The following is a 23,183-nucleotide window of genomic DNA, read 5'->3' on the forward strand; positions in this document are numbered from 1 at the left end:
GGTTGCAATGAAAATTAGACGTTTCTTCGGCAAAGATATGCGTGAGGCGTTAAGCCAGGTTAAAGCAGAGTTAGGCAGTGATGCCGTTATCATGTCAAACCGCAAAGTGGCTGATGGTATAGAGCTTGTTGCAGCTTATGATAAAGAGCCCGATGCAAAACTCGCTGTTCCTAAAGCTGCCTCAAAAGCGCCTGGTCAAAAGGCTACGCCAAGCTTGAGTGAAATAATTGGCGACGACGGTCCAGATAGCCTAAAAGCCTTATTAGAAAAACAGCATGGTGCTGCGGCTGCGACAGCCAATCCAGGAACATTATCTAACGTTGCTGAAAACCACATCCAGCAACGCCCTCAACCTATGTCAGCTAATGCAAAGCACGCCAACGAGATAGCGTCACATTTGGATTTTTCTGATGCATTTATTGATGATGTGGAAAGTCAGCAGAGTGCTGGTCATCGTGCTAATGACTTACCCTTTCCTGACCACCAAGCCTCAAGCATTGGCGAAGCGCCAATGACACAATCGGCAGAACTTGCACAAATAAAAGAAGAGCTTGCGTCTCTACGGGACGTTCTGCAATATCAAGTTGCTGACCTTATGGAAGCAAAAAATAAGCGTCAAAAACCAGTTCACCAGTACTTGACCACGCGTTTAGTTGATATGGGGTTGAGCAATGCTCTCGCTAATCAGCTAATAAATTACACGCCAGCTCACTATAACGAACGTGACGCGTGGATTTATCTTCTTAACCTATTGGCTAATCGCATAAATGTGACGGGGAACGATATACTTAGTTCACAAGGTGCGGTTGCGTTGGTTGGTCCTACCGGAACAGGTAAAACAACAACAGTTGCCAAATTGGCAGCCCGTTATGCGCAAAAGTATGGTGCAGAGTCAGTCGCTATGATCACCATAGATACGTATAGAATAGCTGCCTATGAGCAGCTAGCGACATACGGAAAAATTATTGGCTGTACGGTAAGAAAAGCGCAGACTAGTGAAGAGTTAGCCGATTTATTATTCCAACTTCGTCATAAGCGACTAGTATTAATCGATACGGCAGGGTTTAGTCAGCGCGATAGTCGATTAATTAAACAAATTAAGCAATTTGACAACGGTCAAATGCCTAAAGTGAAAAAATATTTGGTGGCGCAAGCCAATACCCAATATCCAGCGCTTCAAAGAATCATCCAAGCGTATGATGATATTGAATTAAGTGGCTGTATTTTCACGAAGTTAGATGAATGCTACTCTTTGGGAGAGGTATTGAGCGCTGCCGTTGAGTACCAACTACCGGTTAGCTATGTCACCGATGGTCAGAAAGTGCCAGAAGACATTAAGATTGCAGAGGCGAAATCTTTAGTTTCCGCTGCTGCAAAGCTTTATAAAAAGTACGGTTTGAATCATACTAGTGGTAACAACGCAATTAAAACAGCATAAGTAGTATGATTGACGATCAAGCGAGTAGCTTAAGAAAAATGAAGCAATCACGGTTAATCAAGGTTATCGCCGTCACCGGAGGCAAAGGTGGCGTTGGTAAAACAAATATTACTCTCAATACCGCTATCGCTATGGCGAAGCAGGGTAAGCGAGTCATGGTACTTGACGCGGACCTCGGTCTGGCAAACGTTGATGTTATGCTAGGACTTCGCGTAGAGAAAAACTTATCTCATGTGCTTTCAGGTGAATGTACCCTTGACGATGTTCTCGTCACCGGTCCGCACGGGATCAAGATTGCGCCGGCCACCTCTGGCACGCAGTCGATGGCAGAGTTGTCCCCAACTCAACACGCAGGTTTGATCCGCGCTTTTAGCGAGCTAAGAACGCCGATAGACGTGCTGATTGTCGACACTGCTGCTGGAATTTCAGACATGGTATTGAGCTTCTCGAAGGCTTCTCAAGATATCATGGTCGTGGTTTGCGACGAGCCTACCTCACTAACCGATGCCTACGCCCTAATAAAAATCTTAAATCGCGAACATGGCGTTTTTCGTTTTAAGGTAGTGGCTAATATGGTGCGCGACGTGCGTGAAGGCCAAGAATTATTTAGTAAATTAAGTAAAGTGACAGGGCGTTTTTTGGATGTTGCACTAGAATTAGTGGCAACGGTTCCATTTGATGAAAATATTCGTAAAGCCGTAAGAAAACAAACGGCTATTGTAGATGCCTATCCAGGCTCTCCAGCCGCAGTGGCCATAACACAACTTGCTAGTAGAGCATTGTCATGGCCCATCCCGGCTCAGCCAGGCGGACATCTTGAATTTTTTATTGAACAACTTGTTGCAGAAAAAGCAGTAGGAAATCAGCGTTGAACAGCAAGGCAGCCGCTTATCAACAACAAACCGATAAGTCGCAGTTAGTCGAAAGACATGCGCCATTGGTTAAGCGTATAGCGCATCACTTGATGGCTAGGTTGCCTGCAAGTGTTCTTGTTGATGACCTTATCCAATCAGGCATGATTGGGCTTTTGGAAGCTGCACGAAATTTTGATGGCTCTAAGGGAGCTAGCTTTGAAACCTTTGCAGGCATCCGTATTCGCGGTGCAATGCTAGACGAAATACGCAAAGGAGACTGGACCCCTCGTTCAGTCCATCGTAACGGACGTGCTATTTCGGAAGCTATATCCCAAGTAGAAGGTGAGACCGGAAGGGATGCAAGAGATTCTGATATTGCTGAAAAGCTTAACGTAAGCTTGCAGGATTATCACCAAATGCTCAATGAAGTAAATGCCGGCAAACTTGTCGGAATAGAAGATTTGGGTGTGTCGGAGGACGTAATCACGACTGAGCAGAGTAGAGGCAGTGATGCGCCGCTGGAAGACTTGATGCAGGGCGCTTTTCAAAAAGCACTTGCCCAAGCGATTACAACGCTACCTGAACGGGAAGCGATTGTGCTTTCTTTGTACTATGATGAAGAATTGAATTTACGAGAAATTGGTGAGGTTCTTGATGTAAGTGAGTCAAGAGTCAGTCAAATTCACAGTCAGGCCATGTTAAAACTCAAATCACGAATGAAGTCGTGGCAGGCTGACGAAGAATAGAAATTAATAACAATTAACCCCTCATTGGAGGCTATTTTGGACAAAAGTATGAAAATTCTTGTGGTTGATGATTTTTCTACCATGAGACGTATCATCAAAAACCTTCTTAAAGACTTAGGTTTTGCCAACATCCAAGAAGCGGATGACGGAAGCACTGCACTGCCAATGTTGCAGCAAGGTGATTTTGACTTCGTTGTTACTGACTGGAACATGCCCGGCATGCAAGGTATCGATTTGCTTCGCGCAATTCGAGCAGATGACAAGCTTAAACATTTACCTGTTCTTATGGTTACTGCTGAAGCTAAAAAAGAACAAATCGTTGCTGCAGCGCAAGCCGGTGTGAACGGGTACGTAGTAAAACCCTTTACAGCAGCAACGCTAAAAGAAAAATTAGACAAAATTTTCGAACGTTTAGGTTGATCCAGACGCTCACCAGATAAATGAGGTTTACTGGATGGCAACGAATATAAACGTTCCAATTTCGTTGGAAGAAGCCAAGCAACTCGTTACTTATCTTGAAGAAGGTGATAACGCTTCAGCCAATGCCCTACTTGAAGCAGCATCAATGAAAGAAAACGTTGAGTTGTTTGCTGAAGTAGGAAAATTAACGCGTCAACTTCATGACGCGTTAAATAACTTTCAGATTGATGATCGCATTAAAAACTTAGCAACCGACGATATTCCGGATGCTCAGTCCCGCCTGACTTACGTTATTGAAGAAACTGAGAAAGCTGCTAATACTACTATGGATGCCGTTGAAGCGAGCATGCCAATAGCAGAAATGCTTTCAATGCGCATCGATAAGGTAATGCCAGAATGGAAAAAGTTAATGAATCGCCAAATTGAGCTTGGTGAATTCAAAGCGTTGTGTGCAGACTTAGACGAATTATTAGAAGAAGGTTCGCTTCAGTCAGCTAAACTAACACAACTGCTTACTGAAGTGCTGATGGCCCAAGGTTATCAGGACTTGACGGGGCAAGTTATTCGTCGCGTTATTGACCTTGTAAAAGAGGTGGAGGACAGCTTAGTCAACATGCTTACCATGTTTGGCGAGCGCGATGGAGAAGAACATACTAAACCATCTCGTGTTAAGGCCGATAAGATAGATGGTGTAGAGGCAGAAGGCCCAATTATTGACGCCGAAAAACGAGATGATGTCGTTTCAGGCCAAGATGACGTAGATGATCTTTTGTCTAGCTTAGGTTTTTAGGGGAGCGGGCGCATGTCGTTTGATGTTGACGAGGATATATTACAGGACTTTCTGGTTGAAGCTGGAGAGATTCTTGAACAATTACAAGAACAGCTCGTTGATCTTGAAAACAACCCGGAAGACGCGGATTTACTGAACGCAATATTCCGAGGGTACCATACAGTAAAAGGAGGCGCTGGTTTCCTTTCTCTCACAGAACTCGTCGAAATTTGCCACGGTGCAGAGAACGTATTCGATGTGATGCGAAACGGGCAAAGAACTTTAACCCCTGAACTCATGGATATTATTCTGCAGGCCACCGATGTGGTTGTAGAAATGTTTGAACGAGTGAAGGCTCAGGAGCCACTGCAACCTGCAGACGCGCAGTTAGTTGATACACTGCATAAATTGAGTCGTCCTGAAACGCCAGACGAAAACATATTCGACTCTTTAAGCGCCCCTGTACAAGAAACCGCTGCGGATGAGCCAGAGCTAGTAATAGAAGAACCTACAGCAGAGGCAGAGAGTAAAAGCGATAACGGTGGCGGTATTGACGAAATCACTGAAGATGAGTTCGAAGCGCTGCTCGATGAACTTCACGGTTCTTCGGCACCGGGTCGCTCATCATCAGCTACAACTGAAGCGCCTTCTGCATCTGAGTCAAAGCCGGCCGCTTCAACAACCTCTGCGATAAGTGATAGCGACGATATTACCGACGAAGAATTTGAAGCGCTGTTAGACGATTTACATGGCAAAGGTCAATTCAGCGCCAACGAAGCGCCAGCTGTAGAGACTAAAGCGCCTGCAGCGCCAGCATCTTCAAGCACAGGCGGTGACGAAGAAATTACCGATGACGAATTTGAAGCCCTTCTTGACCAATTACATGGTTCAGGTCAAGGACCAACCAAGTTAGGTGAAGCGCCTAAGCAGGTAGAGCCACCTGTCGACAAGGCAGCGACTGAAGCTGTTCAAAAAGCCAAAGAGGCAGCGCCAAAACCAACTCCTGCACCAAGTGCTCCAGCGCCATCTACCCCCAGCGCGCCAGCAAAAGCAGCAAGTGCTCCACCTAAAAAGGATGATAAGAAAGCGGCTGCCTCTGCACCTCAAGCCGAAACAACCGTGCGGGTTGATACTAAACGCCTTGATCAGATAATGAACATGGTGGGTGAGCTTGTTCTGGTGCGAAATCGTTTGCTTAGCCTTGGTATTAATAGCAACGATGAAAGCATGTCTAAAGCGATTGCTAATCTTGATGTAGTTACTGGCGACCTACAGGGTGCGGTAATGAAAACGCGGATGCAGCCAATTAAAAAGGTATTTGGTCGCTTCCCTCGCGTTGTTCGAGATCTCGCAAGAAGCTTAAAGAAAGAAATTACGCTTGAGCTTGTTGGTGAAGAAACAGATTTAGACAAAAACCTGGTTGAAGCACTGGCCGATCCATTAGTGCATTTGGTTAGAAACTCGGTAGATCATGGCATTGAAATGCCTGATGATCGCGCGGCAGCGGGCAAGCCAAGAATGGGAACCGTCCAACTGTCAGCGTCTCAAGAAGGTGATCATATCCTTCTTACCATTGAAGACGACGGCAAGGGCATGGACCCCGAGAAGCTCAAGGAGATAGCCATTAGTCGTGGCGTGTTAGATGCTGATGCGGCAGCGCGTATGTCTGATGTTGAAGCGTTCAACTTGATTTTTGCTCCGGGCTTTTCTACCAAGACAGAAATTAGCGATATTTCTGGTCGAGGTGTGGGCATGGACGTGGTTAAAACTAAAATTAACCAGCTCAACGGTACGGTCAATATCGATTCACAGCTAGGTAAAGGTACCCGACTTGATATCAAAGTCCCTTTAACGTTAGCTATCCTTCCTACTCTAATGATTGTTGTAGGAAAACAGACCTTTGCGTTACCATTAGGCGCGGTGAACGAAATAATAAACATGGACATCAAGAAGACCAACACGGTCGATGGCCAGCTAACAATGATAGTTCGTTCAAAAGCAATTCCGTTGTTCTTCCTCGGCGAATGGCTGATTCGTGGCCCTAAAAATATTGAAAGAGATAAAGGTCACGTGGTTGTTGTACAAATAGGTACACAGCAAGTTGGATTCGTAGTAGACGCGCTAATAGGTCAAGAAGAGGTGGTTATAAAGCCGCTTGATGCCTTGCTACAGGGGACACCTGGCATGGCTGGAGCAACCATAACTTCAGACGGTGGAATTGCACTTATTTTAGATGTTCCGAGCCTTCTAAAACGGTATGCGCGTAAACCCATTAAGTAAGGCGATGAATTAATAGGAATAGTAATCCATGGTCTTTAAAGTCCTTGTGGTGGACGACTCGACATTTTATCGTCGTCGGGTAAGAGAAATACTCGACAGCGATAAAGAACTTGAAGTAGTCGGGGAAGCGCGAAATGGTCGTGATGCACTAGAAAAAGCAGAAGCGCTTAAACCAGATGTAATAACTATGGATGTGGAGATGCCGGTAATGGACGGCATTTCTGCGGTGAAGGCTATCATGGATAAAAAGCCTACGCCGATCCTTATGTTTTCATCATTAACCTATCACGGCGCCCAAGCCACGCTTGATGCCCTTGAAGCAGGGGCGCTCGATTTCTTGCCAAAGAAATTTGAAGATATTGCGCAAGATAGAAAAGAAGCATCTCATTTATTGTGCACCAAAGTTAGGTTGATAGCGCGCAGGGGCGTTGGTCTTAGGCGTCCGTTATTTAGAGCAACGGAAACAAGACAGTTCCCAGATAATGCGCCCAAACAGGCTTTCTTTAAAACCTCTGGATTATTGTCCGGGCATAAGGACGCTACAAAGCAACCCACCGTATCGTCGGTCAGGGCAACGGGGAAACGCTATAAATGTTTAGCGATTGGTGCATCTACTGGCGGGCCTGTTGCTCTTCAAAAAGTGCTTGCGCCTTTACCTGCAGACTTTCCGTACCCTATTTTGCTTGTCCAGCATATGCCTGGTACGTTTACCACCGCGTTTGCGCAACGGTTAAATTCAAACTGCAACATAAGCGTGAAAGAGGCTGAGCATGGCGACGTATTAAAACCGGGTCACGCCTATCTGGCTCCGGGTGGCAAGCAAATGTTGATAGAAAATATTGGCCTGAGCAAAAGCATAGTAATAACCGATGCAAGCGCGTCGGAAAAGGTCAATTATAAACCTAGCGTAGACCTTACGTTTGGTTCATTGGCTAAAGCTTTTGGTGGTGATGTTTTAGGTATTATCTTGACGGGAATGGGTGCAGACGGTCGGGAAGGCTGTCGATTGTTGAAAGACAAAGGCGCAACCATTTGGGCCCAAGATCAAGATTCTTGTGTTGTATATGGCATGCCGCAAGCTGTAGCGGTTGCTAATATATCGAGCAAGAACATTAATATTGACGATATAGGTAGTTGCGTTCAAACCGAGATGCGCTAGCGCGTTGGACTCTAACGGAATAAACATCATGAAAGTGTGGACTGTAGCAAATCAAAAAGGCGGAGTGGGGAAAACAACCACTACGGTGAGCCTTGGTGGTTTGCTTGCAGAGCAGGGAAAGCGTGTACTTATGATAGATACCGACCCTCATGCATCTCTGAGTTATTATTTCGGTATTGACGCTGAAGCAACGAGTCATTCAGTCTACGATATTTTTATTCAGTCTAGTTCACTTTCTGCCGATAACGTTATGGATTGCTTAAGTCCAACGAAGTTAGACAATCTGTATGTGCTGCCTGCCACAATGGCGTTAGCCACCCTTGATAGGACGATGGGGAGTGAGCAAGGAATGGGGTTAGTCCTTAAAAAGGCCCTGGCTAAAATTGCTGATGAATTTGATGTGGCGATTATTGATTGCCCACCAGTTTTAGGGGTACTTATGGTCAATGCACTAGCAGCATGCGACAAAGTAATTGTACCCACGCAAACAGAATATTTGGCACTAAAGGGGTTAGACAGAATGATTCGGACCATGGAAATTATGGGGCGTTCGTTAAATAAAACCTTCGATACAGTGATAATTCCAACTATGTTTGATAAGCGAACGAACGCTGCGCTAGCATCACGTAAAAAGTTATTAAGCGATTATGGTGAGCGCGTGTGGGAAGGGGTAATCCCCGTAGATACTCACTTTAGAGATGCCAGTTTAGTGCAGTTGCCTATTTCATCTGCTTATCCTAAAACTCGTGGTGTGTCTGCTTATGCGAAGCTATTAGCCGTGTTGGAGAAGTAATAAAATAATGAGCAAGCAATCACCCTTTGCCCGTGAAGAAGTGATGGAGGCCTACTTAGATAGCCTTCTCAAAGAGCCTGAAACACCGGAAGATGTTACTGCGCGCACGGCTAAGTTGCTTGAGCAAGCGTCTCAACAAATAGCGGAAACAACCCTATTAGGCGTTGAAGAGCAAGATTCTACCCAGCACAAAGAAGAGGCGATCGCAGAAAAGGTAACGTCGATTATAGAGACGTCGACGCTTAACTCTGTTGAGGATAATAAGCGAAACCCAGTAGCTCAAACCGAGAGTCAGGAAAATAGGCTTTTAGACACTGAAATTAAATCGAAAGTACCACTAAAGGATACTCTCGGTTTTCGTTTTCAAGCGCTATTCTTTGAAGTGGCGGGTTTAACGCTAGCGGTACCGTTAACTACCCTAGGCGGAATTCATCAAATTGAGAAAATTGGGCCACTTTTCGGAAAACCTGATTGGTTTATGGGTGTAATGCTGCACAGAGAGTCTAAACTCAATGTTGTGGATTCAGCAAAGTGGGTAATGCCAGAAAAATATGATGAAAACCTCGCACAATCGCTCAACTACCGATATCTTATTATGTTAGGAGAAAGTTTGTGGGGGTTGGCAAGTGAAAAGCTTGTTAATACGGTCAATTTGACTACAGATGATGTTAAATGGCGCGAGTCCACAGGAAAACGTCCCTGGTTAGCGGGGATGGTTAAAGAAAAAATGTGCGCGTTAATTGACGTTGAAGAATTAATATCTATGCTTAACAAAGGCTTAAGCAGTAACGACCAGACGCCATAGTATTGGGAGCCAGGTTCATGACCGACGAAAGAACAAGTAGTAATGCCACCGACAGCAATGACGAAGTCCTTCAATGGGTTACGTATCGCCTAGGTGATGAAACATATGGTATTAACGTAATGCAAGTTCAAGAAGTGTTGCGTTATACCGAGATAGCTCCGGTTCCCGGTGCGCCCGATTATGTATTAGGTATTATCAATCTGCGTGGTAACGTGGTAACGGTGATTGATACTCGTGCACGATTTGGTTTGCCGCCAACAGAGATAACAGACAACACACGTATTGTAATTATTGAGTCTGACGAGCAAGTTGTTGGAATTTTGGTTGATAGCGTGGCCGAGGTGGTTTACTTGAAGTCTTCAGAGATTGACAGTGCACCTAACGTGGGCACAGAGGAAAGCGCCAAGTTTATTCAGGGCGTTAGTAACCGCGATGGCGAATTACTCATTCTTGTTGACCTTAATAAATTGCTAAGCGATGAAGAGTGGGATGAGCTTAGCAATATCTAAATAAATGACTGTGCAGTATTATTTAGTACTGCCTGCATTTCCCCAAGGGTTACGTCCATGGATTGGCAGCTTGCTGCACCTACCTTGTTAGAACTAGTTTTGATTGTGTTAGTGGTTGTACTTGCCGTGACGGTTGGGCTGTTGTACTCGCACGTTCGTAAGCTGCGTACTTCTATAGAAACTAGCCAAGCTGAGCATATTGGAGCGCTCGCCCGAGTAGAAGCGTTGGCAAACAACGCGAATAATCAGCAGTCTGAAGCGCAGGCTAGAACTATAGTTATCACTCGACACCTCAAAGAGCTAGATGAAAAGCAGATAAGCATTGAAAATGAGCTTCGCGAGCTTAGGTTACAAGATCCTTCTTTACGCCTTTATCAGCGAGCAGCAGAGCTTGTGAAGCAAGGGGCAAGCATTGACGAGATTATTGAAGCCTGTGATATACCAAGAGCAGAGGCGGAAATGCTGGTTATGGTGCACAAACAAGGTAATTAACAAAACAGTTCTACAAATCTGAAAAGAAAAACGTTTAGACGTCTAGACGTAAAGATGTTGACATATTCCCAGTTATAGACACAATACAGATATCGTAATTTATCACTGGAGCCCTCTATGCCAATTCGTATTCCTGAGCAATTGCCTGCACAGAATGTACTACTAGGTGAAAACATTTTTACCATGGACATGGACAGGGCGGCCAATCAGGATATTCGTCCTCTTGAGGTTGGTATTCTTAATTTAATGCCGAATAAGATCGAAACGGAAGTACAGCTACTTCGTTTGCTCTCAAATACACCGCTTCAAATCAATGTGGACCTTATTCGTATTGACAATCAAGCGCCAAAAAACACGCCGCAGTCGCATATGGACGCTTTTTATCACGACTTCTCTGCCGTAGCGAACAAGAAGTACGATGGTCTCATTGTAACAGGAGCGCCTCTTGCTCTAATTGATTATGAAGAAGTGAAGTATTGGGACACTATGACCACAATTTTAGAGTGGGCACAGCGTCATGTTAACTCAACGCTATATCTTTGTTGGGCTGCTCACGCTGCTATGTATCACTTTTATGGCATTACCCGAGAAATAAGAGACGAAAAGTTTTCAGGCGTATTTAAACATCACGTCAATGATCCTAATAACGAGTTATTAAGAGGTTTTGATCCAACATTCTTTGCCCCTCATTCTCGGTATGGTCACATTCAAACATCGCAATACAACAGTGTAGATGGCCTAAACGTAGTGGCAGAGTCAGATGATGTAGGTGCGTATATTGTCGCTTCAGATGATAAACGGATGGTATTCGTAACCGGTCATCCAGAGTATGATCCTGATACACTCAAAGACGAATACTTTAGAGATCTATCAGCAGGGCAAACCCCTGCAATTCCAAAAAATTATTTTGAAGGAGATGATCCAGCCAAGTCTCCCATTGTACAGTGGCGCTCACACGGTAGCCTGTTGTTTACAAACTGGCTGAATTACTATGTCTATCAGACCACTCCTTACGATTTAAGTCAGCTTGCTGAAAAGTCACAGCCAAAGAGGTAGCACGTGAGCCAAAGAACAAATTCAAGCGCGCAGGCAACGCTTACAGAAGCCGCTAAACAACGTATTCTTATACTTGATGGTGCGATGGGCACAATGATCCAGCGCCACAAACTAGAAGAAGCCGATTATCGCGGAACCCAGTTCGCAGATTGGCACTGCGACGTAAAAGGTAATAACGATATGCTGGTGATTACCCAGCCTGATATTATTTACCAGATTCATTGCGATTACTTTGACGCTGGCGCAGACATTATCGAAACCAACACGTTTAACGCGACAACCATTGCTATGGCTGATTACGACATGCAGGCGCATTCTCGTGATATTAACCTTGCTGCAGCAAAGTTAGCGCGTAAAGCAGCCGATGAATTCACGGCAAAAACACCAAATAAACCAAGATTCGTAGCGGGTGTACTAGGGCCAACAAATCGCACGGCGTCAATATCACCAGATGTAAATGACCCTGGTAAACGAAACGTAACCTTTGACGAGTTAGTTGAAGCCTATAGCGAGTCGACCGAGGCACTTATCGAGGGTGGTGTAGACTTGATCATGCTAGAGACTATTTTCGACACGCTAAATGCGAAGGCGGCGGCGTTTGCCGTGGAGTCTGTATTCGAAAAATTAGGCAAGTTTTTACCCGTGATGGTATCGGGGACAATTACCGATGCCTCAGGGCGTACGCTATCGGGGCAAACCGCTGAGGCGTTTTATTACTCAATGCGCCACATCAGCCCTTTCTCTTTCGGGTTAAACTGCGCTTTAGGTCCAGACCTTCTGCGACAATATGTCGATGAAGTTGCCGCGGTTAGCGAGTGCCTTATTTCTGCTCATCCCAATGCTGGATTACCCAATGAATTTGGCGAGTACGATATGGAAGGCCCCGAAATGGCGGAACATATCAAAGAGTGGGCCCAGTCGGGACTTGTCAATATTGTGGGTGGCTGCTGCGGCAGTACGCCAGAGCATATCCGCGATATTGCAAATGCTGTTGAGGGTATCGCGCCACGAAAAGTGCCTCAATTTGAACCTAAAATGCGTTTGTCAGGCCTAGAGCCGTTTGTACACTAGGAGGGCATTATGAGCGCAGAATTTTCCACATTTATTAATATAGGTGAGCGAACCAATGTTACGGGTTCGGCTCGCTTCAAACGTCTTATCCTTGATGGTGATTATGAAGCCGCGCTTGATGTTGCAAGACAGCAAGTCGAAAACGGCGCGCAAATCATCGATATCAATATGGATGAGGCTATGCTTGATTCCAAGCAGGCCATGATCACCTTCATGAATCTTATTGCCTCTGAGCCGGATATCAGCCGCGTACCCATTATGATTGATTCGTCTAAATGGGAAGTGATTGAAGCTGGGCTTAAATGCGTCCAAGGCAAAGCCATTGTTAATTCAATTAGTTTAAAAGAAGGTGAAGCACTTTTCTTAAATCAAGCAAAGCTCATCAAACGCTACGGTGCCGCAACCGTGGTGATGGCCTTTGACGAGAAAGGGCAGGCCGACACGCAGCAGCGCAAAGTAGAAATATGTCAGCGCAGCTACAAGCTGCTGACAGAGGAAATCGGTTTTCCACCTGAAGACATTATTTTTGACCCCAATATTTTTGCCGTAGCAACGGGGATTGAAGAGCATGATAATTATGCAGTAGATTTCATTGAAGCTACCCGCGAAATACGTCAGACCTGCCCGCACTCCCATATTTCTGGCGGGCTCTCTAATATCTCTTTCTCGTTCAGGGGAAACAATCCCGTGCGTGAGGCGATGCACTCGGTATTTTTGTATCACGCCATACGCGCTGGTATGGATATGGCTATCGTAAATGCTGGTCAGCTAGAGGTGTATGACGAAATTCCAGCTGAACTTCGTGAAGCCGTTGAAGACGTGATCCTGAATCGCAGAAGCGATGCTACTGAGCGTTTGTTAGACATTGCACCTAACTATCAAGGTGACGGCAAAGCTGCAGCAAAAGAAGACTTAAGCTGGCGTGAGCAAGACGTTAATAAGCGCTTAGAACATGCTCTAGTTAAAGGAATTACCGACTACATCGTTGAAGACACTGAAGAAGCTCGCCAGCAGGCCGAGCGTCCGCTACACGTTATTGAAGGGCCGTTAATGGACGGCATGAACGTGGTGGGTGATTTGTTCGGCGAAGGAAAAATGTTTCTCCCTCAGGTGGTCAAGTCGGCCCGAGTGATGAAAAAGGCGGTGGCACACTTACAGCCGTACATCGAAGAAGAAAAGTCTGATGATGCTAAAAGTAACGGTAAAATTCTTTTAGCTACCGTAAAAGGTGACGTTCACGATATTGGTAAGAATATTGTGGGTGTGGTACTTCAGTGTAACAACTTCGAAGTGATCGATTTGGGCGTAATGGTGCCAGCGGCAACAATTTTGCAAACGGCCAAAGATGAAAACGTAGACATGATTGGTTTGTCTGGTCTCATCACACCTTCCCTTGATGAGATGGTTCACGTTGCTAAAGAAATGGAACGTCAAGGTTTCGAAATTCCATTACTTATCGGCGGTGCGACCACATCGAAAGCCCACACTGCGGTAAAAATTGAACAGAATTACCATTCACCTGTTGCGTATGTGCCTAATGCGAGTAGGGCTGTTGGCGTATGTCAGCGCTTACTCAACAAAGCGTCTCGTGATATCTACGCGCAAGAACTTGCTAAAGAGTACGATACCGTACGCGAACAACATGCACGTAAAAAGCCTCGTAGTAAGCCAGTGACGCTAGCACAGGCCAGAGAAAACGCCTTTAAGCCTGACTTTACTACCTTGCCAGTTAAGCCCGCGAACTTGGGTGTTACCCCTGTTACCGCTAATTTAGCAACGCTTCGCAAGTACATCGACTGGACTCCTTTCTTTCTAACCTGGTCTTTGGCCGGAAAATACCCACGGATCCTTGAAGATGAAGTTGTGGGTGATGAGGCTAAGTCGCTATACAGTGACGCTAACGCTATGTTAGATAAAATTATTGCTGATAACACCCTTCAAGCGAAAGGCGTTATCGGTCTATTTCCTGCAAATCGCGTTAATGACGATGTAGAAATTTACAGCGATGAGTCGAGAAATGAGGTCCAAGGCGTTGCTCACCATCTGCGTCAGCAAACCTTAAAAGACAAATTTGCTAACTATTGTTTGGCAGATTTTGTCGCCGATAAATCTAGCGGTATCGAGGACTATATAGGCGCATTCGCGGTAACAGGCGGTATTGGCGAAGACGAACTGGCTGATAGCTTCATAAAAGCCGGCGACGATTACAATGGCATTATGGTTAAAGCTGTGGCCGACAGACTAGCTGAAGCTTTTGCTGAGTACCTACATGAGCAAGTGCGCAAGCACTACTGGGGCTATGCCGCAGACGAATCACTAAGTAATGAAGAATTAATTCGCGAAAAGTATCAAGGTATTCGTCCGGCGCCAGGCTATGCGGCTTGTCCTGAGCACACCGAAAAGCAGCTAATTTGGGATTTGTTATCTGCAGAGCAGCACACCGGGATGAAGCTGACCGAGAGCTACGCTATGTGGCCGGGCGCATCGGTATCGGGGTGGTATTTTGCACACCCTGAGGCTAAATATTTTGCCGTAGCTAAAATCCAGGCTGACCAAGTAGAAGATTACGCCACACGTAAAGGCTGGACCTTAGAAGAGGCTGAAAAGTGGTTGGGTCCAAACTTAAGTGATTAATGCTGATTAGGCAGGTAACGTGTATGCAAATCGAAAAGCCTTTTAGTCAGGCCTGTGAAAACAACAAGCGCGCCATTTTGAGCGTGCTTGAACGTAAATTTGCCAATTGCCGACAGGTATTAGAGATAGGGAGTGGAACAGGTCAGCACGCCGTATTTTTGGCTGAGCATTTGCCCCATCTTATTTGGCACACAAGCGACCAACCACATTATCACGAAGGCATTGCCGCGTGGCTGAGTGATTCAAATACGGGGAATGTGAAACCTCCCATTGCATTCACCGTTGGGCAAGATGACTTTCCCAACCTCGACATAGACGGCATTTTTACGGCAAACACCGCGCATATCATGCAAAAAGAAGAGGCGAAGCTACTCATTGAATCAGTAGCGTTGCACTTACCCAAAGGGGGCGTTTTCTGCCAGTATGGCCCTTTTACTCATGGTGGTGAATTCACATCTGAAAGTAATCAGGCATTCCATACCTCGCTTTTAGAAAGAGGCTATGGAGGTTACCGCGATATCAATGAGCTCACTGCTTGGGCAGGCGAGTTAAGCTTAAACGAAATTATCGACATGCCCGCCAATAACCATATGCTTATTTGGCAGAAACGCTGAATAAGCCCAAGGGGCTGAACGTTTTGCTAAAACTACCTTGGTGAATATCAACAGCCCCCTAATCAAAGGAGTAGCTATGAGCTTTAAAGTAAACCATTATTTCGACAACAAAGTAAGCTCGATTGGGTTTGAGTCTGCAAATGGACCATGTACGTCTGGGGTTATGTCGCCGGGTGAATATACCTTTTCTACATCACAAAAAGAGCTAATGAAAGTGGTCGAAGGCGAGTTAGTTGTTAAGTTACCAGGAAGCGAAGAGTGGCAGGCGTTTGTTACTGGCACTAGTTTTAATGTACCTGCTAACGAATCTTTCGATGTAAAAGTGTCAACGCCTACCGCATATCTTTGCTTTTACAGCTAATTCTTAAAAGCGTTCAATTCACTCTGTATGTAAACTTTCGTAGAATTGACTTTCAGAGGTTGTAAAATTTCTCTGTATATCTCAAAGTATTAGACGTGCTGGCGAGCTAGTCTCACTTGCACGCCTAATACTAATAAAACTAAACTTGTAATGTGTGCGAATTATAAGGGCCTGTTGACCTTTGATGTACGAATTTTGGTCTAAATGGAAGCCTTTTAATCGCGAAACAGTCCTGCAAGCCTAGTGGGCTAGGTTAAAGGGCTGTGACAAAGAGTAAAAGGCTTCCATAACGACCCCTTCGGGCAGCGTCTTTGTGCCATCTATACTGCGTTGAATGTTTTCGACTTAGAACCACTAAACCGTCAAACATCCGCCTTGTCTAGATGGCACAAAGACCGCTGCAAAAATGTACAACAAAGGTCAACAGGCCCTAGTGCTGGAATACACTTTTCACACGTTGTGGCGTTTAGTACACAATGAGAAGTACAAATGAAATCCATATCACTCCAAAAAAAGTTCATGCTTATCGTTGGTGGTAGCATAGCTTTAATGTTACTTATCACTGCGTTTTTCTTGGTCAATACCGTTGCAGACAACACCCGCAGTCGTGTAGAAAAAGAGGTCAAATCCCTTGTCGCCCGTGAAGCAAATGATGTCGAAGGCTTTTTCGCAACCTATGGCGGTGTTGCTAGCGCGTTTTTGAGTAGTCCTTTTCTACAGGATTTTTTCGCGCGTCATAGCACGCGAGGAGCACCCGAGAGCCAACTGGCTCAATCCAAGGATATCTATGCCACTTTTAAGGGCATTAGCAGCCAAGATCCCATTATTAAATCTGCTTTCTTTGGTTCAGCCAAAACAGGTGAGTATTTTTATGAGGAAGGGCGAGTCGGCGTCGAAACGTCAGGCCCTGATGCCGGCAATCCTAACGCCGGTTATTTTGCTACTAAGCGACCGTGGTTTACCACTGCCGTTGAAAAAGGAAAGTTATATGTTACGCCGCCTGCTGTCGACTCCCAAGATGGAAGCGTATCTGCGGTAGTACAAACACCGATTTATAAAAACGGAACGTTACTAGGCGTTGGCGGTGTCGATATTCTTATTAGCACGGTCGGTAAAGTCATAGATGCCATTCGCTATGAAGAACAAGGCACGGCGTTTTTACTCGATGAAAACCAAAACATTGTTTACTTTCCAAAACAGAGCAAAGCGCTACCATTAAGTTCTTCTATTCAAAACTTCGACAGTGTATTTGATGATACCGAAGGTTTTGGCAAGTTGGCGGGTATTATCGCAGCCAATGAATCTGGTATTGTGCCCCTAACTTGGAAGGGAAGAGACTATGTTGCGGTTTTTGAGCATGCTAAGTTGACCAACCCACAAATGAACTGGTCGCTGGGTATTCTTGTTCCTGCAAGCATCATAGATAGCCCAATAAATAGTGCCATTACTACGGCAATTATCGTCGCCATTGTTATCATTGGATTAATAGCACTTATTACCTATTTGGCGAGTGCGAAAGTAACTCAGCCTTTGGTGGAAATGCGCAATGCAATGGCAGAAATAGCACATGGCGACGGTGATTTAACCAAGCGTTTGGAAGTTAAAAGCAACGACGAGATCGGTGCACTAGCCATAGAGTTTAATACCTTTACCGATAAACTGAGGTCGCTACTTAAAGATACTGCCGCTAACACTAAGGCCGTTTCTGATGCGGCTGACCATCTTCGAGACGTAAGTCACGCCACCAGCAAAGAAATTAATCAAGAGCGCAGCCAAGTGGACAACGTGTCTGCGGCGGTCACGCAGATGGCCGCTACCGTTGTTGAGATTTCAAGAAATGCGGCACAGTCCAGTGACGCTGCGACTAAAGCAGATGAATTGGTACAAGCCGGCAGTGAGCAAGTGCAAGATGCCATGAGGGAAATTCGCGCGTTGGCTGACGCCATCAGTCAGGGTGTTGAAGTTGTGGGCGGATTGAGCAAAGAGTCAGATAGCATCGGTGCTGTAGTCGACGTCATTAACAGCATCGCTGAACAAACTAATCTACTTGCATTAAACGCAGCTATTGAAGCGGCGAGAGCCGGTGAACAGGGGCGCGGCTTTGCCGTTGTTGCAGATGAAGTTCGCTCATTAGCAAGTCGTACACAAGAATCGACGACTGATATACGAAAAATGGTAGAGCGATTGCAGGCGATGTCTGAGCAGACCAACAGTGTTATGCAGGAAGGACAAACCCGTTCTCAATCTGGTGTCGATAAGACAGAAAAAGTTGTCGAAACGCTTAAAGACATTACCCAGTCTATAGGTTTGGTTCACGGGCAAAGTACTCACATAGCACTTGCGACAGAGCAGCAAACGGAGGTGGCGCAAGATATTAATAAGTCGCTCGTGGCAATCACAAGCTTAAGTGACAAAACTAGTCAACACGCTGAAGAGTTAGCGGTGGAAGCGACGCAGCTCAGTACTGTCTCTGGTGACTTAAAAGAGCTGGTGGGGCAATTTAAGATTTAGTGCCTCTCGTGGCTGAATGTACTGCGCACTCAGTTGCATGTAAAAATAGTGGTTTCCCGCTTGCCATTTTATATGGCAAGCGATTCATCCACTCCTGAAAAGCAATGGCATCTCCACCATAAAGCTTAGAAGGGTTATGGTTTGTGGGTTTGAGAAAGAGAAATGAAATCATCTACAAACCCCAATACGTCCTGCGCTTTTCTATGGCCTAAATACAAGGTTTTTGATACGCCTTGCTCTCCAAGCGAGCGACAAGCCAGAAGTTCGCTTTCTTTTGATTCATCAATTAACCATTTAGGTAGTGCAGTAACACCGCGCCCGGCAGCTACCATTTGTAAGATGATCTCAGTGGTTTCAATCGTTTTATGCTGCCTCACCGTGCAATTGGCAGGCGTCAAAAAATGAGTGAAAACGTCCAGTCGGCTTAGCTCTACGGGGTAGGTAATGAGAGTTTCGTTGCTTAAATCTTTCGGTGTTATAAAGGGTTTCTCTACCAAAGGGTGATGCTTATCCATTACCAATACTTGTTCATATTCAAATACAGGGGTGTAGGTGATCGTATCGAGTGAGAGCGGATCTGGGGTAAGCAAAATATCTATATCGTAACCGTGTAGCGCTTGAAGACCACCGAAGGAGAATGCTCTGCGGACATCTACATCGACGTCAGGAAACGCTTTCAGAAAAGGTGCGACGACTTTTAGCAGCCATTCAAAGCAAGGATAGCACTCCATACCGATGCGCAATATTCCCTGCTTGCCATCAGCAAACCGTCGCAGTTGTGCTTCAGTATGCTCAAACTGAGGTAAAACCCGATGTGCCAAGCCCAGTACGCTTTGACCTGCCTGCGTGAGTGTAAGTCTTCTACCATCTTTGTTCCACAATGGTACATTGAAATGGGCTTCTAACTTTTTCATTGCGTGGCTTAACGCCGATTGCGTGAGAAAAAGCGACTTCGCCGCTTCTGTCATCGAGCCTTCTGCATCAATCGCTCTTATAATTCGCAAATGTTGCCTATCAATCATAACGCTCACATATGGTTTAGAATTTTTTAAACAGAACCTGACGTCGTACTGACGATTGTTACCGCATCGGAGAGACGAGTTTCTATTATTTCTTTTATGATAATTGAAATATCTCTGAAAGTTTTTCTACCTGGCGCGGTGTTTCTCCACGCCAGAGAATGCTGACGTTCAATTGGCATATTCGCAATCTCACATACATGCAGTGCTTCAGGTTTGTGCAATTCAGAGTGGATATAGAGACCAGGTAGAAATGCCACGCCCATGCCCATTACCACCATTTGACGCAGTGTATCCAAACTTGTGCCTTCATAGTCACGTTGTAAGTCTGCGCCAATTTCATCACAAATGCGCTGCACTTGATGATGAAAATGATGTTTATCTTCAAGGGTAAGTATTTTTTCACCGGCGATCTCTTTGGGGTTAACGAACGCTTTTCCTGCTAATTTGTGATCAGAAGGCGTGACAAACTTTAAGGGTTCATTAAAAAGCGGATGCTTGATTAACTGTGAATTTTCTCCTGATAGCGGAGAGAGAATGAGGTCGTACTCCCCACGCAATAAACCATGTTGAAGCGCATTGGGTGCGCCTTCTCGAACATAAAATCGAAGTCCAGGTTTTCTCTTATGCAAATCAGGAAGCACGAAAGGTAGTAAGTATGGCCCGAGGGTGGGAGGAATACCTAAGCGATAAGTAACTACTTCACCTTCAGATAAGTCACGGGCAATCTCACTGAACCTCTGCGACGATTGTAAAACCTCTTCCGCTGCATCAAGCAGTGCTTTACCTTGAGGCGACAACAGTGTGCCGGTGCGGGAACGTTCAAACAATGTTAAGCCTAAGAGGTTTTCTAGCGCACTAATTTGACTGGTCAGAGTAGGCTGGCTAATTCCAAGTATCCCCGCGGCCTGCCTGAAGCTTAGGTATTTCGCTACTGCTACAAAGTAGCGTATTTGATTTATTGACGGCGTCTTTCCGTTGAATTGCATGGTGGGAAATATCTTCTTTTACTAAACTTAAGGTTACCACTGAAACTGTGGTGATAGTATTTAGCTATCGCGAGTTGGTATATTAAACTATTAATCTATCAAGTGAAACTGACGTAATTACATAATCATTACAATTATTAAAAAATTGGGAGTTCTATATGGATCACGTTATCTCAGGTGTTGCTAAATTCCAGAAGGAAGTTTATCCGGGCAAGAAAGCTACGTTTCAAAAGCTTGCAAACGGCCAAAATCCTGAAGTGCTTTTTATCACGTGCTCAGATTCTCGCATCGACCCGAATCTTGTTACTCAGACTGACCCAGGTGAGCTTTTCATTTGCCGCAATGCGGGCAATATTGTACCTCCTCACAGCAACCAAACTGGCGGAATGACTGCTTCTATCGAATTTGCTGTTGCGGCATTAGGCGTTTCACATATTGTTGTTTGCGGTCACACTGACTGTGGTGCAATGAAGGGAGCTATTAACCCTGCAGGCCTTGACTCTCTGCCCCATGTAAAAGAGTGGCTAGGTCACTGCCGTGTGGCAACCGAAGTGGTAAAAGAGCGCTGTGGCCATTCAGAGCTTTCAATTGACGACCTAGAAGCGGTGACTAAAGAGAATGTAGTGCAACAAATTCAGCACCTTCGCACACATCCAGCTGTTGCAGCAAAACTAGCGACTGGACAGGTTAAACTTCACGGTTGGGTGTATAACATTGGTTCAGGGGATGTACTCTATTACAACACTGAATCAGGTGAATTCGACGTAATGGATGAGTCTACAGCAGAAGCGCAGCTTGCGCGCGCCGAATAAGGCTCTTTAGTATGGTGAAAGTTAATTTTTCTAATTTACGTGGTGATTTTACCGGTGGTTTGACTGCCGGTATTGTTGCTTTACCACTGGCGCTTGCCCTAGGTGTAGCCTCAGGCTTAGGCCCAATGGCGGGTCTTTACGGCGCTATCGCTGTCGGTTTCTTTGCGGCGCTTTTCGGCGGAACACCTGCCCAGATTTCTGGCCCCACAGGGCCAATGGTCGTTGTCCTTGCAGGCTTGTTTGCAAGTCTTTCGGGCGACGCTAGCCTGATATTTACGGCGGTTATATTAGCGGGTATATTCCAGATTGTGTTCGGTGTGTTAGGTGTAGGCCAGTACATTCGGTTAGTGCCTTATCCAGTAATATCGGGCTTCATGTCGGGCATCGGCGCAATTATTATTATTTTGCAAATTGGCCGCTTGCTGGGACACGAGCCTCCGGGCGGTACAATTGGCGCTTTGTCTTATTTACCGACCGCACTTGCAGATATCGACTTTGCTACCTTAGCACTTGGCCTAGGTACACTCGTTATTGCCTATAAGTGGCCTCCACAGCTAGGGAAGTTTGTGCCTGGAGCACTTGCGGCGCTCATTATTGGTACGCTAGTAAGCTTAGCTTTTACAGTACCTGTCTTAGGCGATATCCCTACCGGTCTACCAAGTTTGCACCTACCTGTTTTTGAGCAGAGCAAAGCGTTGCTTATTCTTGAGGCTGCATTCATTCTTGCGGTACTAGGCGCGATAGACAGCCTGCTTACATCGCTGGTAGCTGACAATATGACGCGTACTCGTCATGACAGTAACAAAGAACTTATCGGCCAAGGCATTGGCAACACGTTTGCAGGTCTTATTGGTGGTATCGCAGGTGCTGGTGCGACTATGCGTACAGTTGTAAATATTCGCAGTGGCGGTAAATACAACGTTTCGGGTATGGTTCACGCGTTGGTGCTACTTGCAATAGTGCTCGGCCTTAGCCCGCTAGCGGCGCAAATTCCTCACGCGGTTCTTGCAGGTATTTTGGTTAAAGTTGGCCTTGATATTATTGACTGGAGCTACCTGAAGCGCGCTCACAAAGGCCCTCGTTGGGACTTTGGTCTGATGCTCATGGTACTGGCACTAACGGTATTTGTAGATCTGATCACTGCGGTAGGTGTAGGTGTAGTATTTGCTGCTCTTGCTTACGTTAAGCAAATTGCACAGCTACAAATTGAAGAGCTTAAGAAGATCCCTGATTCGCTTAATGATCCTAAAGAGAACGAGCTTTTAGAGTCGCTTAAAGATAAGGTTTCAATCTTTAGCTTTGGCGGTCCACTAAGCTTCGGCGCTGCTGCAGATTTAGGTCACCATGTGAGAGAGCGAGTTAAAGCTGGTTCTAAAGTAACCATTCTTGATTTCTCCCGTGTGCCGCTGATGGACGTATCTGCTGCGATGGCAGTGGACACAGTAACGTCAGATGCGCTTGCTGCGGGACGTCAGTTGGTCATTTGCGGTGCTAATGCAGAAGTGAACAAGGTACTTGAAGGTGTTAACGAAGCTCACCCGGGTATTCCTAATTTTGAGACACTACACGACGCATTGCTTTACGCAAAAAAGCAAGTAGGCGGCACTAAAGGCGAAGACACTAGCTATCAAGCCGCAGCGCAGTCTTAAAGTAAGACACAATCAATACACGCTTTTCCCTTTTTAGCCCTCTTTCGTGAGGGCTTTTTTATGCCTTAATAGACGCCACTCCAACTTTTAAATCTAATACTATTCCGCACAGATAATTGCCTACTCTCATATGCTAGTGCTAGAAAAGTAAAAACGGGCAAAGAAAGTTAACGGATATATTGGAAAGATAACAGACCCCATC

21 protein-coding genes are annotated in these 23,183 nt (G+C 45.5%); 19 read left to right on the forward strand and 2 right to left on the reverse strand.

The genetic code is table 11. The annotated features are described in order from the left end of the window. Positions 1–7 precede the first annotated feature (7 nt). The 17 genes from flhF to ACM0P2_RS05425 all read left to right on the forward strand — a co-directional run bounded on the left by flhF (position 8) and on the right by ACM0P2_RS05425 (position 18,512). Complete coding sequence (flhF, locus tag ACM0P2_RS05345; protein WP_419227392.1) at positions 8–1,438, forward strand: flagellar biosynthesis protein FlhF; 1,431 nt, start codon at positions 8–10, stop codon at positions 1,436–1,438. A gap of 5 nt (positions 1,439–1,443) precedes the next feature. Next, positions 1,444–2,310 (forward strand): MinD/ParA family protein, encoded by an 867-nt coding sequence (locus ACM0P2_RS05350; RefSeq protein WP_105930189.1) that lies wholly within the window; start codon positions 1,444–1,446, stop codon positions 2,308–2,310. Next, positions 2,307–3,038 (forward strand): RNA polymerase sigma factor FliA, encoded by a 732-nt coding sequence (locus ACM0P2_RS05355; protein WP_105930188.1) that lies wholly within the window; start codon positions 2,307–2,309, stop codon positions 3,036–3,038. Before ACM0P2_RS05350 ends, ACM0P2_RS05355 begins: the two co-directional genes overlap by 4 nt. A gap of 36 nt (positions 3,039–3,074) precedes the next feature. Continuing rightward, positions 3,075–3,458 carry a chemotaxis response regulator CheY gene (cheY, locus tag ACM0P2_RS05360; RefSeq protein WP_025254383.1) on the forward strand — a complete coding sequence of 128 codons (384 nt, stop codon included), beginning with the start codon at positions 3,075–3,077 and terminating at the stop codon, positions 3,456–3,458. Positions 3,459–3,492: 34 nt separating this feature from the next. Further along, a complete protein-coding gene (locus ACM0P2_RS05365; protein WP_159119442.1) occupies positions 3,493–4,248 on the forward strand; it encodes a protein phosphatase CheZ in 756 nt (251 codons plus the stop codon). A gap of 12 nt (positions 4,249–4,260) precedes the next feature. Then, the gene (locus ACM0P2_RS05370; RefSeq protein WP_419227393.1) at positions 4,261–6,507 is read left to right on the forward strand and encodes a chemotaxis protein CheW; all 2,247 of its coding nucleotides are present in this window, start codon (positions 4,261–4,263) and stop codon (positions 6,505–6,507) included. Positions 6,508–6,535: 28 nt separating this feature from the next. Next, positions 6,536–7,666 (forward strand): protein-glutamate methylesterase/protein-glutamine glutaminase, encoded by a 1,131-nt coding sequence (locus tag ACM0P2_RS05375; protein WP_419227394.1) that lies wholly within the window; start codon positions 6,536–6,538, stop codon positions 7,664–7,666. A gap of 28 nt (positions 7,667–7,694) precedes the next feature. Further along, positions 7,695–8,459 (forward strand): ParA family protein, encoded by a 765-nt coding sequence (locus ACM0P2_RS05380; protein ID WP_105930184.1) that lies wholly within the window; start codon positions 7,695–7,697, stop codon positions 8,457–8,459. A 7-nt stretch (positions 8,460–8,466) separates the two neighbouring features. Continuing rightward, complete coding sequence (locus tag ACM0P2_RS05385; protein WP_159119445.1) at positions 8,467–9,264, forward strand: chemotaxis protein CheW; 798 nt, start codon at positions 8,467–8,469, stop codon at positions 9,262–9,264. Between the two features lie 17 nt (positions 9,265–9,281). Continuing rightward, a complete protein-coding gene (locus tag ACM0P2_RS05390; RefSeq protein WP_105930182.1) occupies positions 9,282–9,773 on the forward strand; it encodes a chemotaxis protein CheW in 492 nt (163 codons plus the stop codon). A gap of 57 nt (positions 9,774–9,830) precedes the next feature. Next, positions 9,831–10,265, forward strand: coding sequence for a DUF2802 domain-containing protein (locus ACM0P2_RS05395; protein WP_173359452.1), 435 nt, complete (start codon positions 9,831–9,833; stop codon positions 10,263–10,265). A gap of 117 nt (positions 10,266–10,382) precedes the next feature. Next, entirely contained in the window at positions 10,383–11,321 is a 939-nt protein-coding gene (gene metA / locus ACM0P2_RS05400; protein ID WP_159119447.1) for a homoserine O-acetyltransferase MetA, read from the forward strand. A 3-nt stretch (positions 11,322–11,324) separates the two neighbouring features. Beyond that, a complete protein-coding gene (locus ACM0P2_RS05405) occupies positions 11,325–12,392 on the forward strand; it encodes a homocysteine S-methyltransferase family protein (RefSeq protein WP_159119448.1) in 1,068 nt (355 codons plus the stop codon). 9 nt (positions 12,393–12,401) lie between these two features. Beyond that, complete coding sequence (gene metH, locus ACM0P2_RS05410) at positions 12,402–15,026, forward strand: methionine synthase (protein ID WP_419227395.1); 2,625 nt, start codon at positions 12,402–12,404, stop codon at positions 15,024–15,026. Between the two features lie 23 nt (positions 15,027–15,049). Continuing rightward, positions 15,050–15,640 (forward strand): DUF938 domain-containing protein, encoded by a 591-nt coding sequence (locus ACM0P2_RS05415; RefSeq protein ID WP_159119450.1) that lies wholly within the window; start codon positions 15,050–15,052, stop codon positions 15,638–15,640. 76 nt (positions 15,641–15,716) lie between these two features. After that, positions 15,717–16,001 (forward strand): pyrimidine/purine nucleoside phosphorylase, encoded by a 285-nt coding sequence (locus ACM0P2_RS05420; RefSeq protein ID WP_159119451.1) that lies wholly within the window; start codon positions 15,717–15,719, stop codon positions 15,999–16,001. 489 nt (positions 16,002–16,490) lie between these two features. Further along, on the forward strand, positions 16,491–18,512 hold the full coding sequence (locus ACM0P2_RS05425) for a methyl-accepting chemotaxis protein (RefSeq protein WP_419227396.1): 2,022 nt from the start codon (positions 16,491–16,493) through the stop codon (positions 18,510–18,512). A gap of 134 nt (positions 18,513–18,646) precedes the next feature. On the opposite strand, the gene ACM0P2_RS05430 is transcribed toward ACM0P2_RS05425, so the two are convergent. Both ACM0P2_RS05430 and ACM0P2_RS05435 read right to left on the reverse strand, forming a co-directional pair. After that, the gene (locus tag ACM0P2_RS05430) at positions 18,647–19,480 is read right to left on the reverse strand and encodes a LysR substrate-binding domain-containing protein (protein WP_419227689.1); all 834 of its coding nucleotides are present in this window, start codon (positions 19,478–19,480) and stop codon (positions 18,647–18,649) included. An 80-nt stretch (positions 19,481–19,560) separates the two neighbouring features. Next, complete coding sequence (locus ACM0P2_RS05435; protein ID WP_159119454.1) at positions 19,561–20,520, reverse strand: hydrogen peroxide-inducible genes activator; 960 nt, start codon at positions 20,518–20,520, stop codon at positions 19,561–19,563. Between the two features lie 158 nt (positions 20,521–20,678). Between ACM0P2_RS05435 and ACM0P2_RS05440 the strand changes: the two genes are divergently transcribed. Both ACM0P2_RS05440 and ACM0P2_RS05445 read left to right on the forward strand, forming a co-directional pair. Beyond that, on the forward strand, positions 20,679–21,332 hold the full coding sequence (locus tag ACM0P2_RS05440; RefSeq protein WP_159119455.1) for a carbonic anhydrase: 654 nt from the start codon (positions 20,679–20,681) through the stop codon (positions 21,330–21,332). 11 nt (positions 21,333–21,343) lie between these two features. After that, complete coding sequence (locus tag ACM0P2_RS05445; protein ID WP_159119456.1) at positions 21,344–22,981, forward strand: SulP family inorganic anion transporter; 1,638 nt, start codon at positions 21,344–21,346, stop codon at positions 22,979–22,981. Positions 22,982–23,183: the final 202 nt, after the last annotated feature.

It is taken from the genome of Alteromonas sp. OM2203, assembly GCF_048517045.1.
In the GTDB taxonomy this organism is placed as follows: Bacteria; Pseudomonadota; Gammaproteobacteria; order Enterobacterales; family Alteromonadaceae; genus Alteromonas; species Alteromonas gracilis.